This is a genomic window from Agrococcus carbonis (genome assembly GCF_900104705.1).
In the GTDB taxonomy this organism is placed as follows: domain Bacteria; phylum Actinomycetota; class Actinomycetes; order Actinomycetales; family Microbacteriaceae; genus Agrococcus; species Agrococcus carbonis.
Genome location: NZ_LT629734.1, coordinates 1,353,730 through 1,373,048 on the forward strand (window position 1 = coordinate 1,353,730; position 19,319 = coordinate 1,373,048).

A 19,319-nucleotide genomic window follows, 5' to 3' on the forward strand; every position below is an offset into this window, starting at 1 on the left:
CGAAGCATGAGGCTGCGTCGATCGGGGTTCATGATCGCGGCGCTGCTGGCCCTCTCGGGCCTGCTCGCGGGGTGCGCCGCGCCGGCCTCCGTGACCCGCACGGCTCCGTCGGCCTCCCAGTCGGCGCGACCCGACGCATCCGCCCCCACACCCCCGCTGCCTCTGCCGCCCCCGCCGCTCGCGTGGGGCCCGACGCAGGCGCAGCTCGACGAGGGGATCGAGGCGGCCGCGGCGATGCCGACGGCGGATGCGGCGGGACAGGTCGTCGTCGCCCAGTTCGCCGGCACCGACCCGGATGCGGCCGCGCAGCAGGTGCGCGAGCTGGGGCTCGCGGGGGTCATCCTCTTCGCGCCGAACGCGAGCGGGCCCGACGGCGTCCGCGCGATCGCCGATGCGGTGCAGGCCGCGGGCGCCGAGCGGCGCGACTGGCCGACCATGGTCGCCGTCGACGAGGAGGGCGGCATCGTGCAGCGGCTCGGGGGCCGCTCCGGGTGGCCGGGCATGCCGCCGTTCCTCGCGTCGGGTGCGGCGGTCGCCGGCGGCGACGCGCAGCCGGTGCACGACGCCTACCGCGCCCTCGGGGACGAGCTGCGCGCGGTGGGCATCACGACCGACTTCGCGCCCGTCGCCGACGTCACGATCGGGCCGCGCGACGCCGCGATCGGCACGCGCTCGGCGAGCGGGGATCCCGCCGTCGCATCCGAAGCCGCGGCCGCGGCCGCACGCGGCCTCTCGGCGGGCGGCGTGCTCGCCGCGGCGAAGCACTTCCCCGGGCACGGCGCGCTCACCGTCGACTCGCACGAGGCGCTGCCCGAGCAGAGCGCCTCCGACGCCGAGCTCGCCGCGCGCGACCTCGTGCCGTTCGAGGCCGCGATCGACGCCGGCGCGCCGATGGTCATGATGGGCCACATCGCGGTCGACGCGTGGGATCCGGGCGTGCCCGCGACGCTCTCGCCCGCTGCCTACGAGCGGCTGCGCGCGCTCGGCTTCACGGGCGTCGCGATCACCGACTCGCTCGGCATGGGGGCGCTCGCCGCGTTCGGCGACAGCGGCACGATCGCCGTGCAGGCGCTCCGGGCCGGCGCCGACCTGCTGCTGACACCGCCCGACGCCGCCGCGGCGGTGCGGGGCATCACGGATGCGGTGGAGTCGGGCGCGCTCCCCCGTGCGCGGCTCGACGAGGCGGCCGGGCGGGTGATCGCGATGCAGCGCTGGCAGGCGCGCATCGCCGAGCGAGCCGACATCACCGGGGTCGAGGCGTCCACGGCCGCCGCGGCCGACGCATCCGCCGCCCTCTCGGCCGCTGCGATCACGCTCGTCTCGGGGCCGTGCTCGGGGCCGCTCGTCGGCCCGCGGGTGCAGCTGCTCGGCGGCACGGACGCCGATCGCGCGGCGATGACCGACGCGCTGCACGCGCACGGGCTGCAGGCGGTGTCGGGGAGCGCGGCCGACAGCACCGTGCGCCTGCTGCGCGGCGCATCGGGTGGCGGCTCGGCGGATGCTGCGGTGGCGCTCGACTGGCCCCACGCCCTCGCCGGCACGTCTGCGCCCGTGCGGATCGCGGCGTTCGGGCGCACGGCGGGAGCGTTCGACGCGGTCGCGGCGGTGCTCGCGGGCGACGCGGTTGCGCGGGGGCGGCTGCCGGTCGCGGTCGAGGGGCTGCCGGCGTCGGGCTGCTGAGGGCCGGGTTGCTGACGGCCGGGCCGTCGCCGGCCCGGGCTGTGCTGACGGGGTGCGAGGCGTGCCCGGCAGCGTGCGCACGGCGTGGGTGGCGCGTGCTTCACTGTCGCCATGATCGGCACCCCCGGCGGCTCGGAGGAGCGGCCCGCGGTCTTCTTCCGCGATGCGTCGGAGTTCCGCGCGTGGCTCGAAGCGCACCACGAGACCGAGACCGAGCTGTGGATGGGCTTGCACGCCAAGCACGTCTCGCCGCGCGGCCTCACGTGGGCCGAGGCGGTGCCCGAGGCGCTGTGCTTCGGCTGGATCGACTCGCTCTCGCAGCGCATCGACGGCGATTCGCGCCGGCAGCGCTGGACGCCGCGCAAGCGCTCATCGGTGTGGTCGGCCGTGAACGTCGCGCACGTCGAGCGGCTCATCGCCGAGGGGCGGATGCGTCCGGCCGGCCTCGCGGCGTTCGAGGCGCGCCCTGCCGACACGGGTGCCGGCTACTCCTACGAGACGGCGCCTCGCACGCTGCCGGAGGAGCTGCAGCGGCACGTCGACGCGTCGCCCGCCGCGCGGGCCTTCCTCGCCGAGGCGACCGAGAGCTATCGGCGCGCGGCGATCGCGTGGGTGCTCGGCGCCAAGCGCGAGGCGACGCGCGAGCAGCGCGCGCGGCAGCTCGCCGACGACTCGGCCGCCGGCCGGCTCATCCCGCCGCAGCGCTACGGCGAGACGCCGCGGTGGGTGGAGCGGGCGGCGGCGGCCGCTGCTGCCGCCTCGCTGGCTGAGTAGCGGCGGCAAGGCGCCTCGCTGGTCGAGTAGCGGCCGCAGGCCGCGTATCGAGACCCCCGGGCTCCGGTCTCGTGACGCGAACGCCTGCGGCGTGCGCTCCTCGACCTACGGGCTCATCGCCCTGTCCGCTGGTCGAGGAGCGCGCCGGCGCAGCCGGCACGCGTCACGAGACCAAGGAGCGAGCAGCCTTACCCAGCACCGCCCAGGTACCGCGCGAGGTTCGCGAGCGACTGCCCGAGCCCCAGCTCGTGGTCGGACTGCGCGATGCCGGCCGGCACCTCGGTCGCCGCGACCGTCACGCGCGTGCCCGCCGCGACCGGCTCGAGCCGCCACGTCATGAGCATGTCGCCGGCGAAGCGCTCGTCCTCCGAGTCGAACGTGACCCGCTGCACCACGAGCCGCCCCGGCACGAGCTCGACGAACGTCACGCGCGACACATCGGTGTCGGCCGTCGTCTTCGCATCGACCGGTTCGGCGAACCGCAGCTCGACCACGAAGCCGCCGCCCTCGCGCGCATCCATGTCGACGATCGAACCGGTCGCGCCCTCGGGCGGCAGCCATGCCGCGAGCGCCGCCGGGTCGAGCAGCGCCCCGTAGACGTCGTCGGCCGCCGCCTCGATGACGGTCGCCGCGCGGTCGACCCGCCCGTGCTCGCGCGTCGAGCCGTCCGCGGGGTCCGCGTCGCCGTGCGCGATCGCCCGCACCATCGCGCCGAGCCCGAGCGCGAGGTCGTCGAAGGTGAGCGCCCTGCCGTCGTGGGTGTGGGCGGATGCGCGGGCGCGCGCATCCGTGCCCGTCACGTCGGCCCCGGGGTCGGTCTCGTCGCCGACCGTGGCGCTGCCGTGCGAGCGCACCGCGGGCACGTGCACGAAGCCGCCGGGCACGTCGAGCCCCGCGACGAGGTAGGCGACGTGGTTGCAGAGGAAGCGGCCGGCGTCGGCGCTCGCGTCGGCGGGCAGCCCGACAGCGAGCACGGCGCTCACGAGCGCGTCGGCGTCGAAGGCGGATGCGCGGCGGTCGGGACCGCCCGGGTCGATGCGGGTGGCGCGCGGCTGGTCGCCGGCGTTGTCGGGGATGCGCGCGTCGTCCTCGTTGACCGCCCAGCGCTCGGGCGTGATCGCCGAGCGGCCGCCCGCCTCGCCGACCGCGAGCACCGCATCCGGCCGGTGCGCGTCGACGAGCGCGTCAAGCGCCGGGCCGACGGTCGCGAAGGCGACCGGCAGGGCGCCTGTGACGAGCTCGATGCCCGGCTGCGGGGCGTCCGCCCAGGCGGCCTTCAGCCGCCGCACCGCCTCGAGGCTCGCGTTCTCGGGGTCGCCGCCGAAGGGCTCGAAGCCGGTCACGAGGATCTTCATGGCGCCCATCCTGCACCCCCGGCGTGAACGGGGGCAGGCCGCGTCGCCGCGTCGCCGGGCGGGCCCGCGGCACGGCAGGATGGTGCGATGACCATCGCAGGCCTCGACATCGGTGGCACCAAGATCGCGGCGGTGGCGCTGCGGGCGCCCCTCGGCGGTGCCCCCGGCGGTGCCCCCGGCGGTGCGCCCCGCACTGAGGCCGACGTGCTCGTCCGCACCCACGCGCCGCACCGCATCCAGGGGCCCGAGTCGCTCGTCGACGCCGTCGCGGCATGCGTGCGTGAGCTCGACGAGCACCTCGCCGCGACCGGGCAGTCGCCGGTGTCGGCGGTCGGGCTCGCGATCGCCGCGTGGATGACCCGCGACCGCGAGACCGTCGTATGGGCGGCGCACCTCGGCGTGCGCGACTTCGCGCTGCGCGCCGCGCTCGAGGCGCGCCTCGGCATGCCGGTCACGCTCGACAACGACGCGAACGGCTACCTGCTCGGCGAGGCGGCGATGGGGGCGGCGGCGGATGCGTCGTCGTCGATCCTGATCGCGCTCGGCACGGGCGTGGGGGGCGCGTACATCGAGGGCGAGCGGCCGCTGCTGGGCGCGCACGGGCTCGGGGGCGAGCTGGGGCACGTGACCGTCGACGAGTCGGGGCCGGTGTGCTCGTGCACGGCGCGCGGCTGCATCGAGTCGTACGCGGGCGGCAATGCGCTCGCGCGCGACGCGGCGGGGGTGCCGGCCGCGGTCGCGCTCGCCGCGGCGGAGGCGGCGCGCACGGCCGAGGCGGCGGATGCGTCGGCGGGCGCGCGACCCGAGGCACCGTCGGGCGCGATCGCGGGCGCGCGACCCACCGCGGTGCACCTCGCCGCGGCGGCGCGTGCCGGCGATGCCGAGGCGCTCGCGGTGATGGAGCGCGCGGGCTGGGCTGTTGCGGCAGGGCTGCGGCGGCTGCTCCCCGCGTTCGACCCCGAGGTCGTCGTGCTCGGCGGTCGCGTGCTGCTGTCGTGCGCCGACCTGCTGCTGCCGGTGATCGAGCGAGAGCTCGCTGAGCACGTGCCGCTGCAGGCGGTGCCGCAGCCGCGACGGCTCGAGCTCGCGCGGCTCGGCGATCACGCGGCGGCGATCGGCGCGGCGGTGCTCGCCTCACGCTGACTCGCCTCGCGGAACGGGCGAGAGCGCCCTCCGGCGAACCGGGAGGGCGCTCTCGACGTGACCTGGCTGTGCGTCTCAGCCCTGGGGGCGCGACGCGCGACGCGAGCCGCGCTGCCCGCCCGAGCGGGCGGGCTGGCCGCCCTGCATCGAGCCGCCGCCCGTCGACGACCACGCGACCGACGAGCCGCCGCGCGGGGCCGCGGCGCGAGCGCCGCCCTGGCCGCGCGACGACTGGCCCTGACGCGCGCCGCCCCGGCCGCCGCCGCGCGGCGCCTCGCCGGCGACACCCGAGCGCTTCGCCTTGACCTCGGGGCGACCCGAGCGATCCTTCTTCGGGCGCTCCGAGCGAGCGGCACCCGAGTCGGCGCCGTGCGCACCGGAGCCGGCGACGCCCTCGCGCGCCGAGCGCTTCCGGCGCGCGTTCGCGCCCTGCGAGCGACCGCCGCCGCGCTGCTGCGGCAGCTCGTTGCCCGAGCCCGGGCCGCCGGGGACCGGCGCCACGTGCGGGGCGTACGGACCCACGAGCGCATCCACCGCATCCGACGCGGCCACGACGGCCTGCGGCTGCACGGTGATCTCTGCCTTGCGGAGCAGCGCCATGGTGTCGCGGCGCTGCGCGGGCAGCATCACCGTGACGACGTCGCCCTCCGAGCCGGCGCGCGCGGTGCGGCCGGAGCGGTGCAGGTAGGCCTTGTGCTCCATGGGCGGGTCGACGTGCACGACGAGCTCGACGTTGTCGACGTGCACGCCGCGGGCGGCGACGTCGGTGGCGACAAGCACGCGCACCGAGCCGTCCGAGAAGGCGGCGAGGTTGCGGTCGCGGGCGTTCTGCGACAGGTTGCCGTGCAGGTCGACGGCCGGGATGCCCGACGCGGTGAGCTGCTTGGCGAGCTTCTTCGCCTGGTGCTTGGTGCGGGTGAAGAGGATGCGGCGGCCCATGCCCGACGCGAGGCGGCGCACGAGCAGCATCTTGTCGTCCGGCGCCACCTCGAACAGGTGGTGCGTCATCGCGGCGACGGGCGAGTGCGCCTCGTCGACCGAGTGGAGCACCTCGTTCTGCAGGAAGCGCTTGACGAGCTTGTCCACGCCGTTGTCGAGCGTGGCCGAGAAGAGCAGGCGCTGGCCCGACTTCGGGGTCTTGTCGAGGATCTTCGTGACGACCGGGAGGAAGCCGAGGTCGGCCATGTGGTCGGCCTCGTCGATCACGGTCATCTCGATCGCCTCGAGCGAGGCGATGCCCTGCTGCATGAGGTCGTCGAGGCGGCCGGGGCACGCGACGACGATGTCGACGCCGTTGCGCAGCGCGGTCTCCTGCGGGCGCTGCGAGACGCCGCCGAAGATCGTCGTGACGGTGAGCCCGGCGGCCTTCGCGAGCGGGGCGATCTCGGCAGCGATCTGGGTCGCGAGCTCACGCGTGGGAGCGAGCACGAGGCCGAGCGGCAGGCCCTTGCGACGGCCGCCGCCCGCGAGGTCGCCGGAGAGGCGCGCGACGAGCGGGATCGAGAACGCGAGCGTCTTGCCCGAACCGGTCTTGCCGCGGCCGAGCACGTCGCGGCCCGCGAGCGTGTCGGGCAGCGTGTCGGCCTGTATCGGGAAGGGCCGCGGGCGGTCCATGCCCTGGAGGGCGGTGACGAGCTTGGCGGGGACGCCGAGCTCGGCGAAGGTCGTGGTGACCTCGGGGGTGGTGATGGTGTCGGTCAAGAGTGGCTCTTTCTGTGAGCATGCGCGCGCATCCCGGTGCCGCGCACAGCGGTGCGGGGCCTTCTTGGTGGGATGCGTCGACGCGATTCGGCGAGCGCGAGGATTCGCGATCGTTCGCCGTGGAAGGTTCATCGACACGCGGCCTTCGGAGGGCCGGGTGGAGAGAGGAGCGTTCAACGACGCAGGTGAGGGGCGGCGACGCCCGGCTCACGCAGTGCCCCCATGCTAGCAGGCGGGGTCTGACAGCGCTCGGCGTTCGCTCGGCAGGCGGTCAGACCCCGGCGATACGGTCGCCGTCGACGGAAGGACGCTCCCATGACGACTGCCCGCACCGACCTCCGCCCCGCCGGCGACGACACCCTGACGTTCCTGGCGCGCGGCTACGACTTCGGCCGCCACATCTGGCGCCGCGCCCGCAGCGCGACCGCGCGCGCCGTGCCGCTGCGACTGCTCGGCGGCGACTCGCTGCTCGTGCGCGGCGCCGACGGCGTCGAGCTCTTCTACGACCCCGAGCGCGTGGAGCGGCACGGCGCGATGCCCGCCTTCATCCAGGAGACGCTCTTCGGCCACGACTCGGTGCACTCGCTCGACGGCGCCGAGCACCTGCACCGCAAGCAGACGTTCCTGCAGGTGACGTACGACCCCGCGCAGGTCGCGCGGCTCCAGCCGCACCTCGAGCGCGAGTGGGCGGCCGAGCTCGACGCGTGGATCGCCGGCGGCGAGCGCACCGCCTACGACGCCGCGATCGGCGCGATCGGCCGCGCGATGCAGCGCTGGGCCGGCCTGCCGGGCACGGATGCGGCGAAGACCCGGTGGGCACGGCGGCAGGCGCAGATCGTCGACGGGTTCGGCACCCCCTACTCCCCCGAGTTCCTGAAGGCGGCCGCGAACCGCTGGTGGTCGGATCGGCACGCGGCCGAGCTCATCGAGGCGGTGCGCGCGGGCACGCTCGAGGCGGCCGCCGGCACGGCGCTGCACGCGTGGGCGTGGCACCGCGAGGCCGACGGCGAGCTGCTGCCGGCGAAGCTCGCGGGCATCGAGCTGCAGAACTCGTTCCGGCCGGCGATCGCCGTCTCGCGCTTCGTGGCGTTCGCGGCGAAGGAGCTGCACGACCGGCCCGAGTGGCGCGCCCGCATCGCCGCGGAGACGACGGAGCGCGGCAGCCTCGCCGGAGGGCCGCTCGCGAGCGCGTTCGCGCAGGAGGTGCGTCGCACCGCGCCGTTCGTGCCGATGCTGCCGGCGACGGCGACGACCGACATCGAGCTCGACGGCGAGCGGCTCGAGGCGGGCGGCCGCGTGCTCCTCGACATCCTCGGCACGAACACCGACCGTGAGTCGTGGGAGCGCGCGCACGAGTTCGACCCCGAGCGCTTCGTCGGCCGCGACGACTGGGAGTCGATCGACGCGTTCGTGCCGCAGGGCGGCGGCCACCCCACGACCGGCCACCGCTGCCCGGGCGAGGAGATCGCGGTGGCGTGCCTCGCCGCGGCGATCGCGGCGATGAGCGACCCGCGCGTGACGATCCTCGGCGAGGGCCTCGAGGTGAACCGGCGCCGCCTGCCCACGAAGCCCGCGTCCGGCGGCCTCGTCCGCAGCGCATCCGCCCCCGCGTCGGCCGCGCGCTGCCCCTTCCACTGATCGCGCGGTGCGCCCGGCCACCCCGCAGGGCGCACCGGCTGGTGGTCGGCTGCACCATGGTGCTGGCTGGGGTGGCGGGCTTCGGCGCACGCGTCTTCCCAGCGTTCCGCTCGGCGCGCGACACCGGCGACGACCCGTGGTCGCTGCTGTTCCTCGGCGCGAGCGGCTCAGGACTCGAGCTCGCGATGGTGGTCGCCCTCATCGCGCTCGTGCCCGTCGGGCTCGTGCTCGGCTGGCTCGGCTACCGGCGCCTCACCGACGACGGTCCGTCGCTCGCCGGCGTGCACGTCTCGAACTCGCCGAACGCCGTGATCGGGCGACTCGACTCCGGCGGCTGACGCCCGCCCGGATCGATCACCCGACGACCGCGCGCCGCCGGAACGCCCGCCCGGAGACGATCTCTGCCTCGAGCCCTTCCAGCGTGCGCCCGCGCGTCTCGGGCACCTGGGTGGCGATGAACGCGAGCGCGACCGCGCCGACGGCCGCGAAGAGGAAGAACGCACCCGTCAGCCCGACCGCCGCGAGCAGCGACGGGAACGCGAGCGCGAGCGCGCCGTTGGCGAGCCAGTGCGCGAAGACGGCGACGCCGATGCCGAGGCCGCGGATGTGGAGCGGGAAGATCTCCGACAGGTAGACCCACGTGGCGACGTTGAGGAACGTCTGCATCGAGCCGACGAAGGCGACCACGAGCGCGAGGATCACGAACGGGCGGATGGGGTTCCCCGGCTCGAGCACGACCGACGCGACGCCGATGAGCAGGTGGCACAGCGTCGTGAGCGAGAAGCCGACGAGCAGGGTCGTGCGACGGTCGATGCGATCCATCATCGCGAGCGCCACGACGCCGCCGACCACCGCGATCACACCCGGCGCGATGTTGGCGATGAGCGCCGCCGACTCGGAGAAGCCCGACTCGACGAGCACGCTCTGGCCGTAGTACATGATCGCGTTGATGCCGGTGAGCTGCTGGGCGACGCCGACGCCGATGCCGACGAGCAGGATGCGTCGCAGCCAGCGGCTGCGCAGCACCGCAGAGAGCCCGGCCCGTGCCGCCGGTTCGGCGACGACGCGCTCGATCTGCGCGAGCTCGGCCTCCGCCCGTTCTGGTGAGCGAACGGTGCGCAGCACCGCGAGCGCGTCGTCGCGCCGACCGCGCTCGGCGAGCCAGCGCGGCGACTCGGGCATGCGCAGCATGCCGACGAAGAGTGCGATCGCCGGCAGGCCGCACACCGCGAACATGATGCGCCAGACGCCGTCGAGGTGGCCGAGGGCCGTGCCGAGCACCGCGTTCACCACGAACGCCGCGAGCTGCCCCGACACGATCGCCACCTCGTTGCGGCCCGAGAGCGAGCCGCGGATCTCGAAGGGCGCCATCTCGGCGAGGTACACCGGCACGACGGTGGAGGCGCCGCCGACCGCGAGCCCGAGCAGCACGCGTCCGGCGACGAGCACGGCGAAGCCCGGCGCGAGCACCACCACGAGCGTGCCGACGAAGAACACGACGGCGAGCGCGACGAGCATCGTGCGCCGGCCCAGCGCATCCGACAGCCGCCCGCCGACGAGCGCGCCGAACGCGGCGGCGAAGACGAGCGAGCTCGTCACCACGCCCTCGGTGAGCGCGTCGAGCCCGAGCTCGCCGCTCATCGGCCGCAGCGCGCCGTTGATGACGCCGGTGTCGTAGCCGAACAGCAGCCCGCCGAAGCACGCGACGATCGCGATGACGCCGAGCCGCCGGCGGTGCGGGCCGGGCGTCAGCGGCGGGAGGGGGGCGGAAGCGGGCATCGTCCTAGCCTACGAACGCGAACCCGCAGGCGGCCACTCGGTCTCGATACGCGGCCTGCGGCCGCTACTCGACCAGCGAGGAGCGGCGGCAGTCGGTCTCGATACGCGGCCTGCGGCCGCTACTCGACCAGCAAGGAGCGGCGGCAGTCGGTCCCGATACGCGGCCTGCGGCCGCTCCTCGACCAGCGAGGGCGCCCGACCAGCGAGGCGCCGCATCACGCTCGTCGAGTAGCCCCGCAGGGGCGTATCGAGACGACCAGCCGCTACAGGTCGTCGAGCGCCTCGCCCTCGACGACGTCGGATGCGTCGGCGTCGCCGGCCGGGTGGGCTCCGGTGGCCGTCGAGCCTGCGGCCGCACCGCCCGCGCCGGCCTGCGCGCCGGTGTCGAACGACCACTGCGCGGGTCGGTCGGCGCCGGCCGCTCCGACCCACAGGCCGGTGCCGGTCGGCGCGACGTCGACCACGACGGTGTCGCCGTCGCGCACATCGCCGGCGAGCAGCGCCCGCGCGAGCCGGTCGTCGATCTCGCGCTGCATGAGCCGGCGAAGCGGCCGCGCGCCGTAGAGCGGGTCGTAGCCGCGCTCGCTCAGCCACTGCTTCGCCGCATCCGTCACCTCGACCACCAGGCGGCGGTCGGCGAGCCGCCGGTCGAGCCCCTGCACCTGGATGTCGACGATCGCGCCGAGCTCCTCCGGTGAGAGCGCGTCGAAGATGACGATGTCGTCGAGCCGGTTGATGAACTCCGGCTTGAACGCCGCGCGCACCGCCCCCATGACCTGCTCGCGGGCCTGCGCCTGCGGGACTGTCGGGTCGGTGAGGAACGCCGAGCCGAGGTTGGAGGTGAGGATGAGGATGGTGTTGCGGAAGTCGACCGTGCGGCCCTGGCCGTCGGTGAGCCGGCCGTCGTCGAGCACCTGCAGCAGCAGGTCGAAGACCTCGGGGTGGGCCTTCTCGACCTCGTCCATCAGGATCACCGAGTAGGGGCGGCGGCGCACCGCCTCGGTGAGCTGCCCGCCCTGCTCGTAGCCGATGTAGCCGGGAGGGGCGCCGACGAGCCGTGCGACCGAGTGCTTCTCGCCGTACTCCGACATGTCGATGCGCACGAGCGCCTTCTCGTCGTCGAAGAGCAGCTCGGCGAGCGCCTTCGCGAGCTCGGTCTTGCCGACCCCGGTCGGGCCGAGGAAGAGGAACGAGCCGGTGGGCTGGTCGGGGTTCGAGACGCCCGCGCGCGAGCGCCGCACCGCATCCGACACCGCCGAGACGGCCTCGCGCTGCCCCACGACGCGGTGCGCGAGCTCGCCCTCGAGGGCGAGCAGCTTCTCGGTCTCGCCCTGCATGAGGCGGCCGACGGGGATGCCCGTCCACGCCGCGACGACCGAGGCGATGTCGTCGGCGCTCACCTGGTCGCCGACCATGCGGGCGCCCGCCTCGGCGGCCGCCGACTCGGCCTCGGCGAGCTGCCGCTCGATCTGCGGGATCTCGCCGTAGAGCAGCCGCGAGGCGCGCTCGAGGTCGCCGTCGCGCTGCGCGCGCTCGGCTCGGCTGCGCAGCTCGTCGAGCGATTCGCGCAGGCCGCCGATGCGGTTGAGGCTCGCGCGCTCGGCCTGCCAGCGCTCGTCGAGCTCGGCGAGCTCGCGGCGGTGCTCGTCGAGCGTCGCCTCGAGCGCGGCGAGGCGCTCCTTCGAGGCGTCGTCCTTCTCGCGCTTGAGCGCGAGCCGCTCGATCTCCATGCGATCGACGGTGCGACGCAGCTGGTCGATCTCGGTCGGCGCCGAGTCGATCTCCATGCGCAGCCGGCTCGCCGCCTCGTCGATGAGATCGATCGCCTTGTCGGGCAGTTGGCGGGCCGTGATGTAGCGGTTCGAGAGGGACGCGGCGGCGACGAGGGCGCTGTCGGCGATCGTCACCTTGTGGTGCGCCTCGTACCGCTCCTTGAGGCCGCGCAGGATCGCCACGGTGTCCTCGACCGACGGCTCACCGACGTAGACCTGCTGGAAGCGCCGCTCCATCGCGGCGTCCTTCTCGATGAACTCGCGGTACTCGTCGAGCGTCGTCGCGCCGATGAGGCGCAGCTCGCCGCGCGCGAGCATGGGCTTGAGCATGTTGCTCGCGCCCTGGCTGCCCTCGGCGGCGCCGGCGCCCATGATGATGTGCAGCTCGTCGATGAACGTGACGATCTGCCCCTCGGCCTTCGCGATCTCGGCGAGCACGTTCTTCATGCGCTCCTCGAAGTCGCCGCGGTACTTGGAGCCCGCGATCATCGCGTTGACGTCGAGCGCGACGAGCGACTTGCCCTTGAGGCTCTCGGGCACGTCGCCCGCGACGATGCGCTGCGCGAGCCCCTCGACGACGGCGGTCTTGCCGACGCCGGGCTCGCCGATGAGCACCGGGTTGTTCTTCGTGCGCCGCGAGAGCACCTGGCTGATCCGCCGGATCTCGCTGTCGCGCCCGATCACCGGGTCGAGCTTCCCCGCGCGCGCGATCGCCGTGAGGTCGGTGCCGAACTGCTCGAGCGCCGACTGCTGCTCCTCCTGCTGGCCAGGCATCATGCCGCCCATCCGTGCCATCGATCCCCCTGTCCTGCGAGCGCGTCTCCCCCGACGCATCCGCTCGCTGCTTGAAACTTGAGTGGTGTTGACTCAAGTTTACTCCGGGTTCGCCCTGAGCGCCAGGGATTCGCCCGCCTTCAGGCCACCGGATGCTGAACGCCGCCTGGGAGATCGGGCCACAAGGGCCGCCGCACCGGATACTGGGGTACAGAACGCCGTCGCGGCGACCTGTCGAGCACGATGACGTGAGCGGATGAGGAGATCGACATGACCACCGAACACCCGAACGGCTCCGTCCCGCGGAGCGTGCCCGCGAACCCGCGGGGCATGGCGGACGACACGACGAGGCGGCACGATGCCGCCGTCGACCGCGAGGCGGACGGCGTCGCGGACTACCGCGAGCGGGCGGATGTGCGCGACGGCGACGGCGTCGTCGACGGTGCGACCGATCGCCAGCGGAGGGCAGATGCGCGCGACCGCGATCGAGACGGTGTCGTCGATCGCGACGAGCGCACGCGCGCGCTCGACCGCGACGGCGACGGCGTGGCCGACGGTCGCGAGCGGGGCGGCGTCGTCGGCGCGCCCGGCGCAGGCCTGCCCGACGTCCGCGAGGCCGTGGTCGCGCGCGAGCGCGAGCGCTTCGGCGGCGTGAAGATCGGCGCCGCGTTCTTCGGCTGGCTCACCGCGACGGGAGCAGTCGTGCTGCTCGCCGCACTCGCTGCAGCGATCGCAGCGCTCATCGCCTCGCTCTCCGGCGGCATCGGCGAAGCGGCGCAGGATGCGCAGCGGAACCTGGAGGCGACCGGCATCTGGGGCATCGTCATCCTGCTGGTGATCTGGTTCGTCGGCTACTACTGCGGCGGCTACGTCGCCGGGCGCATGGCGCGGTTCGACGGCGCCAAGCAGGGCGTCGCGGTCTGGGTATGGGCGGTCATCATCGCGATCGTCGCGGCGCTCATCGGCCTCGTCGCCGGCCAGAACTTCGCGCTGCCGCCGGGTGCGATGCCCACGCTGCCGTTCCCCGAGGGTCAGGAGACGACCGCTGCGATCATCTCGGCCGTCGTGGTGGCGGTCGTGGCGCTCATCGGCGCCGTGCTCGGCGGCCTCGCCGGCATGCGGTTCCACCGCCGGGTGGACCGCGCGGGGTTCGAGGTCGACGCAGCCGACGTGCGGCGGTAGCTGCAGCGCTGCGCGAGCCGCTCGGCCGAGCAGCGCGCCCTGAGCTCGGGCTGGGCGAGCGGCCCGGCCGAGCGCGGCCGAGCGGCGAGCGGCATCGATAGGGTCGGCGAGGTGAGCGACCTCCACACCACGACCCTCGGCGAGCAGGGCTCGCCCGTCGTCTTCTGCCATGGCCTCTTCGGCCAGGGCAAGAACTGGACGCAGATCGGCAAGGCGCTCGCCGCATCCCACCGCGTCACCCTCGTCGACATGCCCGACCACGGGCAGTCGCCCTGGAGCGAGCGGCTCGACTACGAGGCGATGGCGGATGCGGTGGCCGGCGTCATCGACGAGCCCGCCGCCCTCGTCGGCCACTCGATGGGCGGCAAGGCGGCGATGCTCGCGGCCCTGCGCCACCCCGAGCGCGTCGAGCGGCTGGTCGTCGTCGACGTCTCGCCCGTGCAGTACCGCTCGGCCGACGAGTTCCGCGGGTTCATCGACGCGATGCTCGGCATGGACCTCGGCGCGATCGGCTCGCGCGCCGACGCGGACGCTGCGCTCGCCGATGCTGTGCCGAACCCGGGCGTGCGCGCGTTCCTGCTGCAGAGCCTGCGGCGCGAGGCCGACGGCTGGCGCTGGCTGCCCAACCTCGAGATGCTGCGGCGCGACCTCGACGTGCTGCGCGGCTTCCCAGAGACGGACGCCGTCTACGAGGGACCGGTGCTCTGGATCGGCGGCAGCGACTCGGGCTACGTGCGCGACGAGTTCGTGCCGGCGATGGAGGCGCGCTTCCCGCGCGTGCGGCGCGTGACGATCAAGGGCGCCGGGCACTGGGTGCACTCCGAGCAGCCGAAGGTCTTCACCGAGGTGCTGTCGCGCTTCCTCGACGCATGAACCGCGCCTTCCACGACTGATACCACACTGGTATCGTGGCTCCATGGCGATGACGCTGCGACTGACTCCCGACGACGAGCGCATGCTCGCCGAGCTCGCCGAGGCCGACGGCGTGAGCCGACAGGAGGCGACCGTGCGCGCGATCCGCGAGGCGGCGGCGCGGCGGGGTCACGAGCGGGCCGTGCGCGAGCTCTCCGCGAGCGCGCGGCACCGCTACGCCGACCTCCTCGAGCGACTCGGCCGGTGATCGTCTACCTCTCCACCGAGGATCTGCTCGCACTCGTCGACGACCTCGGTGTCGGCTCCGTGCGCGACCTCGGGCTGCTCGAGTCGGCCGCGAGGCGGCCGGCGACGACGCTCTGGGGAACCCCCGCCTACGCATCCCTCGACGAGCAGGCCGCCGCGCTGCTCGAATCGATCGTTCGCAGCCCCCCGCTCGCCGACGGCAACAAGCGGCTCGGCTGGCTCGCGCTGGTCGTGTTCCTCGGCCTGAACGGCGTCGACCTCGATGCGCCGGACGACGAGGCGTACGACACCGTCATCGCGGTCGCGACCGGTGAGGCGGACGTGCGATCGGTCGCCGAGACGCTCCGGCGCTGGCGCGCCGCCTGAGCGCGTCGCCGGCACCGCACCCCTAGCGTGGCGGCATGACCTGGCAGCCCGACGAGCTCGCCGCCGTGCACGGCGCGAAGGAGCTCGAGATCATCACCAGCCGCGCCGACGGCTCGCTCCGCAAGCCCGTGCCCATCTGGCACGCCGCCGTCGACGGCGAGCTCTACGTGCGCTCTGCTTACGGTCCCGACAGCGCCTGGTACCGGCGCACGGCCGACGCCGCGTTCGCGCACATCAAGGCCGGCGGGGTCAGCGCCGACGTCACCGCAGAGCACCTCGACGAGGACGACACGGTGCACGACGCGATCGACGCGGCCATGCGCGAGAAGTACGGCGCGTGGCCGGAGTCGCTCGCGACGATCGTGAGTCCCGAGTCGCGGCGCGTCACGCTGCGGCTGACACCCGGCATCTGACGCGGCCGGCGCGGCGCTCCGCCTCAGTGCAGCTGGCTGCGGATGCGCTCGGCCGCGCCCTCGAGGCGGGCCACGATGGGCTCGGGGTCGACCGGGCGGCCCGCGAGGTGCAGCGCCGCGATGGCCATCGGCCGTCCACCGGGCAGGAGGAGCGGCACCGCGATCGCCGCGAGCCCCGCGTAGACCTCGTCGTGGCTCTCCTCGAACCGAGCGGGCGGATGCGCGACCGGGTCGACCTGCGAGCGGATCACGCGCGCCGGTGCGCCGCGGCCGATCGGGTGCCGGCTGCCGGGCCGCTGCGCGACGACCGCGTGGGCGTTCCGCGGCTCGGCGCTCACGAGCGTGACAGCCGCCTCGCCGTCGTAGGCCGCGAGGAAGACGGTCGCGTCGAGCTCGTCGGCGGCTGCCAGCAGCTCGGGCAGCGCCACAGTCTGCAGGTCGCGCGCGGCCGTGCGGGCGATGCCGACGAGCCGGATGCCGATCTGCAGCTCCCCGCCGCCCGTGCGCTCGACGAAGCCGCTCTGCTCGAGCGTCGCGACGAGCCGGTAGACCATCGAGCGGTGGATGCCGAGCCGCTCGGCCAGCTCGCGCACCGTGATCGGGGTGTCGCTCTCGCCGATCATCGCGAGCGCCGCGAGCCCGCGCGCGAGCGTCTGCGATCCTGCAGCCGTCTTCTCCGACTCCGCCATGAGGCCCCGCTTCTTGCGACGTGCACCGACCGGTCGTACGATCGTACCTGTAGTTGAACATCCGTCGCAACTATCGAGACAACATCTGAACTCGGCGGCGGCGTCAGGGAACGGTCGAAGGAGACCACGGCATGCAGATCCACCACCGCGGCTACGAGTCCGGCGACCCCCGCGTGAAGCCCGCCGCCGGGCACGGCATCGACCGGCCGACGGAGCTGCCCGATGAGATGGACGTGCTGATCGTCGGCACCGGCCCGGCAGCCGCGGTCGTCACCGCCCAGCTCTCCCGCTTCCCCTCCATCAACGCGCGCGCCATCGAGCTGCGCCCCGGCCGGCTCGCGGTCGGCCAGGCCGACGGCATCCAGGCGCGCTCGGTCGAGACGTTCCAGGCCTTCGGCTTCGCGAACGAGGTGATCGACGAGGCGTACCGCAACGTCGAGATGTGCTTCTGGAAGCCCGACCCCGAGGAGCCCACTCGCATCGCCCGCGCCTCGCGCGCCCCCGACGACGCGACCGGCATGAGCGAGTTCCCGCACATCTACGTCAACCAGTCGCGCATCCTCGACTACTTCCTGCGCGACGCTGTCCGCGCGCCGGGCCGGATCGTGCCCGACTACGGCATCGAGTTCCTCGACGCCACGATCGATCCCGACGCCGACCTGCCGGTGACCGCCCGCATCCGCTACTGCGCCGGCCCGCGCGAGGGCGAGGAGCGCACCGTGCGCGCGAAGTATCTCGTCGGCGGCGACGGCGCCCGCTCGAGCGTGCGCAAGGCGCTCGGCCACAAGCTGCAGGGCGCCGCCTCGCTGCACGCGTGGGGCGTCATCGACGTGATGGCCAACACCGACTTCCCCGACATCCAGGTGAAGTGCTCGGTGCAGTCGCACGACCAGGGCAACATCCTGCTCATCCCGCGCGAGGGCGAGTACCTCGTGCGCATCTACGTCGACCTCGGCGAGACCGACGAGCACGACGCCGGCAAGGTGCGGCAGACTCCGGTCGAGGAGATCATCGCGAAGGCCAACCGCATCCTGCACCCCTACACGCTCGACGTGAAGGCCGTCTCCTGGTGGTCGGTCTACGAGGTCGCGCACCGCATCACCGACGGCTTCGACGACGTGCCGGCCGAGCTCGCGGGGGTCCGCGCGCCGCACGCGTTCATCATGGGCGACGCGTGCCACACGCACTCGGCGAAGGCCGGGCAGGGCATGAACGTGTCGATCCAGGACGGCTTCAACCTGGGCTGGAAGCTCGCCGCCGTGCTCGAGGGGCGCGCGCCCGAGTCGCTGCTGTCGACCTACGCGGCCGAGCGGCAGGTCGTCGCGCAGGACCTGATCGACTTCGACAAGGAGTGGTCGACGCTCATGGCGAAGCCCGTCGACGAGTGGGACGACCCGAACGAGCTCGAGGCCTACTACCTCAAGACGATCGAGTTCCCGGCGGGCTTCATGACCCAGTACGCCGAGTCGATGATCACCCTCGGCGACGAGCACCAGGAGCTCGCGAAGGGCTACCCGGTCGGCAAGCGCTTCAAGTCGGCCGAGGTCATCCGCCGCGCCGACAACCGCTGGCGGCACCTCGGGCACACCCACGAGGCCGACGGCCGCTGGCGGGTCTACGTCTTCGCCGACGCCGCCGCGCCCGCGCGCGCGGGCACGCCGACGGCCGACTTCGCGACCTGGTGGGCGACCGACCCGGCCTCGCCGCGCGTGCGCTACACGCCCACCGGCGGCGACGAGGACGCGGTGTTCGACACCAAGGTGATCTACCAGCAGGACTACACCGAGATCGACCCCAACGCGGTGCCGGATGCGTTCCGACCCGTCAAGGTGCCCTACGGCCTGATCGACATCAACCAGGTCTTCTCGGCCGGCCACGGCCGCGACATCCACCGCGAGCGCGAGATCAGCCGCGACGGCGCGATCGTCATCGTGCGGCCCGACATGTACGTCGCGGGCGTGCTGCCGCTCACGGCGCGCGACGAGCTCACGGCGTTCTTCGCGCAGCACATGCTCGAGCCGGCCGACACGGGCGCGACGCCCGCGGCCGAGCTCGACGTCGAGGTGGAGATCGCCGAGAAGACGCAGCTCATCCCGACCGAGAACGGCTGAGGGCGGGCGCCTCGGGGCGCCGGTGCCCGGAGGAAGTCCGGATCCCCGGTCTCCCATGTGGATGATCCCGCCGGCGGAGCTGCGATCCGGACTTCCTCCGGTGGCAGCCGTCGGCGTCCGAAGGATGATCGCGCTGGCGCAGCTGCGATCCGGGCTTCCTCCGGGTGCAGCCGTCCGCGTCCGACCTGCCCCCGAGCATCCGGCAGAATCGAATCCATGCCTGCGCCCGACGAGCCCCTCGCGCGCGTCGTGCTGGTCGGCGGCGCCTCCGGCTCGGGCAAGTCGCGCATCGCCCACCACTCGGGGCTGCCGGTGCTGCGGCTCGACGACTACTACCGCGAGGCGGGCGACCCGCTGCTGCCGCGGCTGCCGACGGGCGAGGTCGACTGGGACCACCCGGGCAGCTGGCACCTCGACCGCGCGGCCGACGCCCTCGAGGAGCTCGCGCGCACCGGGCGCACGACCGCGCCCGTCTACGACATCTCGCGCAGCGCATCCGTCGGCACCCACGAGGTGACGCTCGGCGGCGCGACCCGCTTCGTCGCGGAGGGCGTCTTCGTCGGCGAGGTCGTCGCCGAGGCGCGCCGCCGCGGTATCCTCGCCGACGCGATCGTCGTGCGGCGCTCGCGCTGGGTGACGATGGGGCTGCGGTTCGCGCGCGACCTGCGCGAGCGGCGGAAGGCGCCCGCGTTCCTCATCAAGCGCGGCATCCTGCTCGCGCGGCGCGAGCCGGCGATCCTGCGTTCGCTCACGGATGCGGGGTGCCGCCCCGTGCGCATGCGCGCGGCCCGGCGCATGCTCGCGCCGGGCCGCGAGTAGCCGC

17 protein-coding genes are annotated in these 19,319 nt (G+C 74.2%); 12 read left to right on the plus strand and 5 right to left on the minus strand.

Translation table 11 applies throughout. The features are described 5' to 3' along the window. Positions 1-6: 6 nt before the first annotated feature. Complete coding sequence (locus BLT67_RS06550) at positions 7-1,680, plus strand: glycoside hydrolase family 3 N-terminal domain-containing protein (protein WP_231945613.1); 1,674 nt, start codon at positions 7-9, stop codon at positions 1,678-1,680. 111 nt (positions 1,681-1,791) lie between these two features. Beyond that, entirely contained in the window at positions 1,792-2,454 is a 663-nt protein-coding gene (locus BLT67_RS06555; RefSeq protein WP_092666272.1) for a YdeI/OmpD-associated family protein, read from the plus strand. A 188-nt stretch (positions 2,455-2,642) separates the two neighbouring features. Here the strand turns inward: BLT67_RS06555 and BLT67_RS06560 are convergent, their stop codons facing one another. Beyond that, positions 2,643-3,809 (minus strand): pyroglutamyl-peptidase I family protein, encoded by a 1,167-nt coding sequence (locus BLT67_RS06560; protein ID WP_172801989.1) that lies wholly within the window; start codon positions 3,807-3,809, stop codon positions 2,643-2,645. Between the two features lie 87 nt (positions 3,810-3,896). Between BLT67_RS06560 and BLT67_RS06565 the strand changes: the two genes are divergently transcribed. Beyond that, a complete protein-coding gene (locus tag BLT67_RS06565; protein ID WP_092666274.1) occupies positions 3,897-4,952 on the plus strand; it encodes an ROK family protein in 1,056 nt (351 codons plus the stop codon). Positions 4,953-5,027: 75 nt separating this feature from the next. Here the strand turns inward: BLT67_RS06565 and BLT67_RS06570 are convergent, their stop codons facing one another. Beyond that, positions 5,028-6,566, minus strand: coding sequence for a DEAD/DEAH box helicase (locus tag BLT67_RS06570; protein WP_092667561.1), 1,539 nt, complete (start codon positions 6,564-6,566; stop codon positions 5,028-5,030). A 402-nt stretch (positions 6,567-6,968) separates the two neighbouring features. Between BLT67_RS06570 and BLT67_RS06575 the strand changes: the two genes are divergently transcribed. After that, the gene (locus BLT67_RS06575) at positions 6,969-8,291 is read left to right on the plus strand and encodes a cytochrome P450 (protein WP_092666275.1); all 1,323 of its coding nucleotides are present in this window, start codon (positions 6,969-6,971) and stop codon (positions 8,289-8,291) included. Positions 8,292-8,347: 56 nt separating this feature from the next. Next, complete coding sequence (locus BLT67_RS06580; RefSeq protein WP_157674244.1) at positions 8,348-8,629, plus strand: hypothetical protein; 282 nt, start codon at positions 8,348-8,350, stop codon at positions 8,627-8,629. A gap of 16 nt (positions 8,630-8,645) precedes the next feature. Here BLT67_RS06580 and BLT67_RS06585 read toward each other — a convergent pair whose 3' ends face one another. Next, the gene (locus BLT67_RS06585) at positions 8,646-10,070 is read right to left on the minus strand and encodes a sugar porter family MFS transporter (RefSeq protein WP_092666277.1); all 1,425 of its coding nucleotides are present in this window, start codon (positions 10,068-10,070) and stop codon (positions 8,646-8,648) included. Positions 10,071-10,333: 263 nt separating this feature from the next. Then, a complete protein-coding gene (locus tag BLT67_RS06590) occupies positions 10,334-12,637 on the minus strand; it encodes an ATP-dependent Clp protease ATP-binding subunit (RefSeq protein ID WP_231945614.1) in 2,304 nt (767 codons plus the stop codon). Positions 12,638-12,886: 249 nt separating this feature from the next. Here BLT67_RS06590 and BLT67_RS06595 point away from each other — a divergent pair, with 249 nt between their 5' ends. The 5 genes from BLT67_RS06595 (at position 12,887) to BLT67_RS06615 (ending at position 15,696) form a co-directional block, all read left to right on the plus strand. Beyond that, positions 12,887-13,798 carry a hypothetical protein gene (locus tag BLT67_RS06595; protein ID WP_092666279.1) on the plus strand — a complete coding sequence of 304 codons (912 nt, stop codon included), beginning with the start codon at positions 12,887-12,889 and terminating at the stop codon, positions 13,796-13,798. Positions 13,799-13,909: 111 nt separating this feature from the next. Further along, on the plus strand, positions 13,910-14,671 hold the full coding sequence (locus BLT67_RS06600) for an alpha/beta fold hydrolase (RefSeq protein WP_197674442.1): 762 nt from the start codon (positions 13,910-13,912) through the stop codon (positions 14,669-14,671). 43 nt (positions 14,672-14,714) lie between these two features. Next, a complete protein-coding gene (locus BLT67_RS06605) occupies positions 14,715-14,918 on the plus strand; it encodes a CopG family transcriptional regulator (protein WP_092666281.1) in 204 nt (67 codons plus the stop codon). Further along, on the plus strand, positions 14,915-15,283 hold the full coding sequence (locus BLT67_RS06610; protein WP_092666282.1) for a type II toxin-antitoxin system death-on-curing family toxin: 369 nt from the start codon (positions 14,915-14,917) through the stop codon (positions 15,281-15,283). Before BLT67_RS06605 ends, BLT67_RS06610 begins: the two co-directional genes overlap by 4 nt. Before the next feature lie 35 nt (positions 15,284-15,318). After that, positions 15,319-15,696: a DUF2255 family protein gene (locus BLT67_RS06615; RefSeq protein WP_092666283.1), complete on the plus strand. Its 378-nt coding sequence runs from the start codon at positions 15,319-15,321 to the stop codon at positions 15,694-15,696. A 23-nt stretch (positions 15,697-15,719) separates the two neighbouring features. On the opposite strand, the gene BLT67_RS06620 is transcribed toward BLT67_RS06615, so the two are convergent. After that, the gene (locus tag BLT67_RS06620) at positions 15,720-16,385 is read right to left on the minus strand and encodes an IclR family transcriptional regulator (protein WP_092666284.1); all 666 of its coding nucleotides are present in this window, start codon (positions 16,383-16,385) and stop codon (positions 15,720-15,722) included. A 131-nt stretch (positions 16,386-16,516) separates the two neighbouring features. Between BLT67_RS06620 and BLT67_RS06625 the strand changes: the two genes are divergently transcribed. Further along, positions 16,517-18,496, plus strand: a complete 1,980-nt coding sequence (locus BLT67_RS06625) for an FAD-dependent monooxygenase (RefSeq protein WP_092666285.1) — start codon at positions 16,517-16,519, stop codon at positions 18,494-18,496. Between the two features lie 216 nt (positions 18,497-18,712). Then, positions 18,713-19,315 (plus strand): uridine kinase family protein, encoded by a 603-nt coding sequence (locus tag BLT67_RS06630; protein WP_092666286.1) that lies wholly within the window; start codon positions 18,713-18,715, stop codon positions 19,313-19,315. The last annotated feature ends 4 nt before the right edge of the window (positions 19,316-19,319 follow it).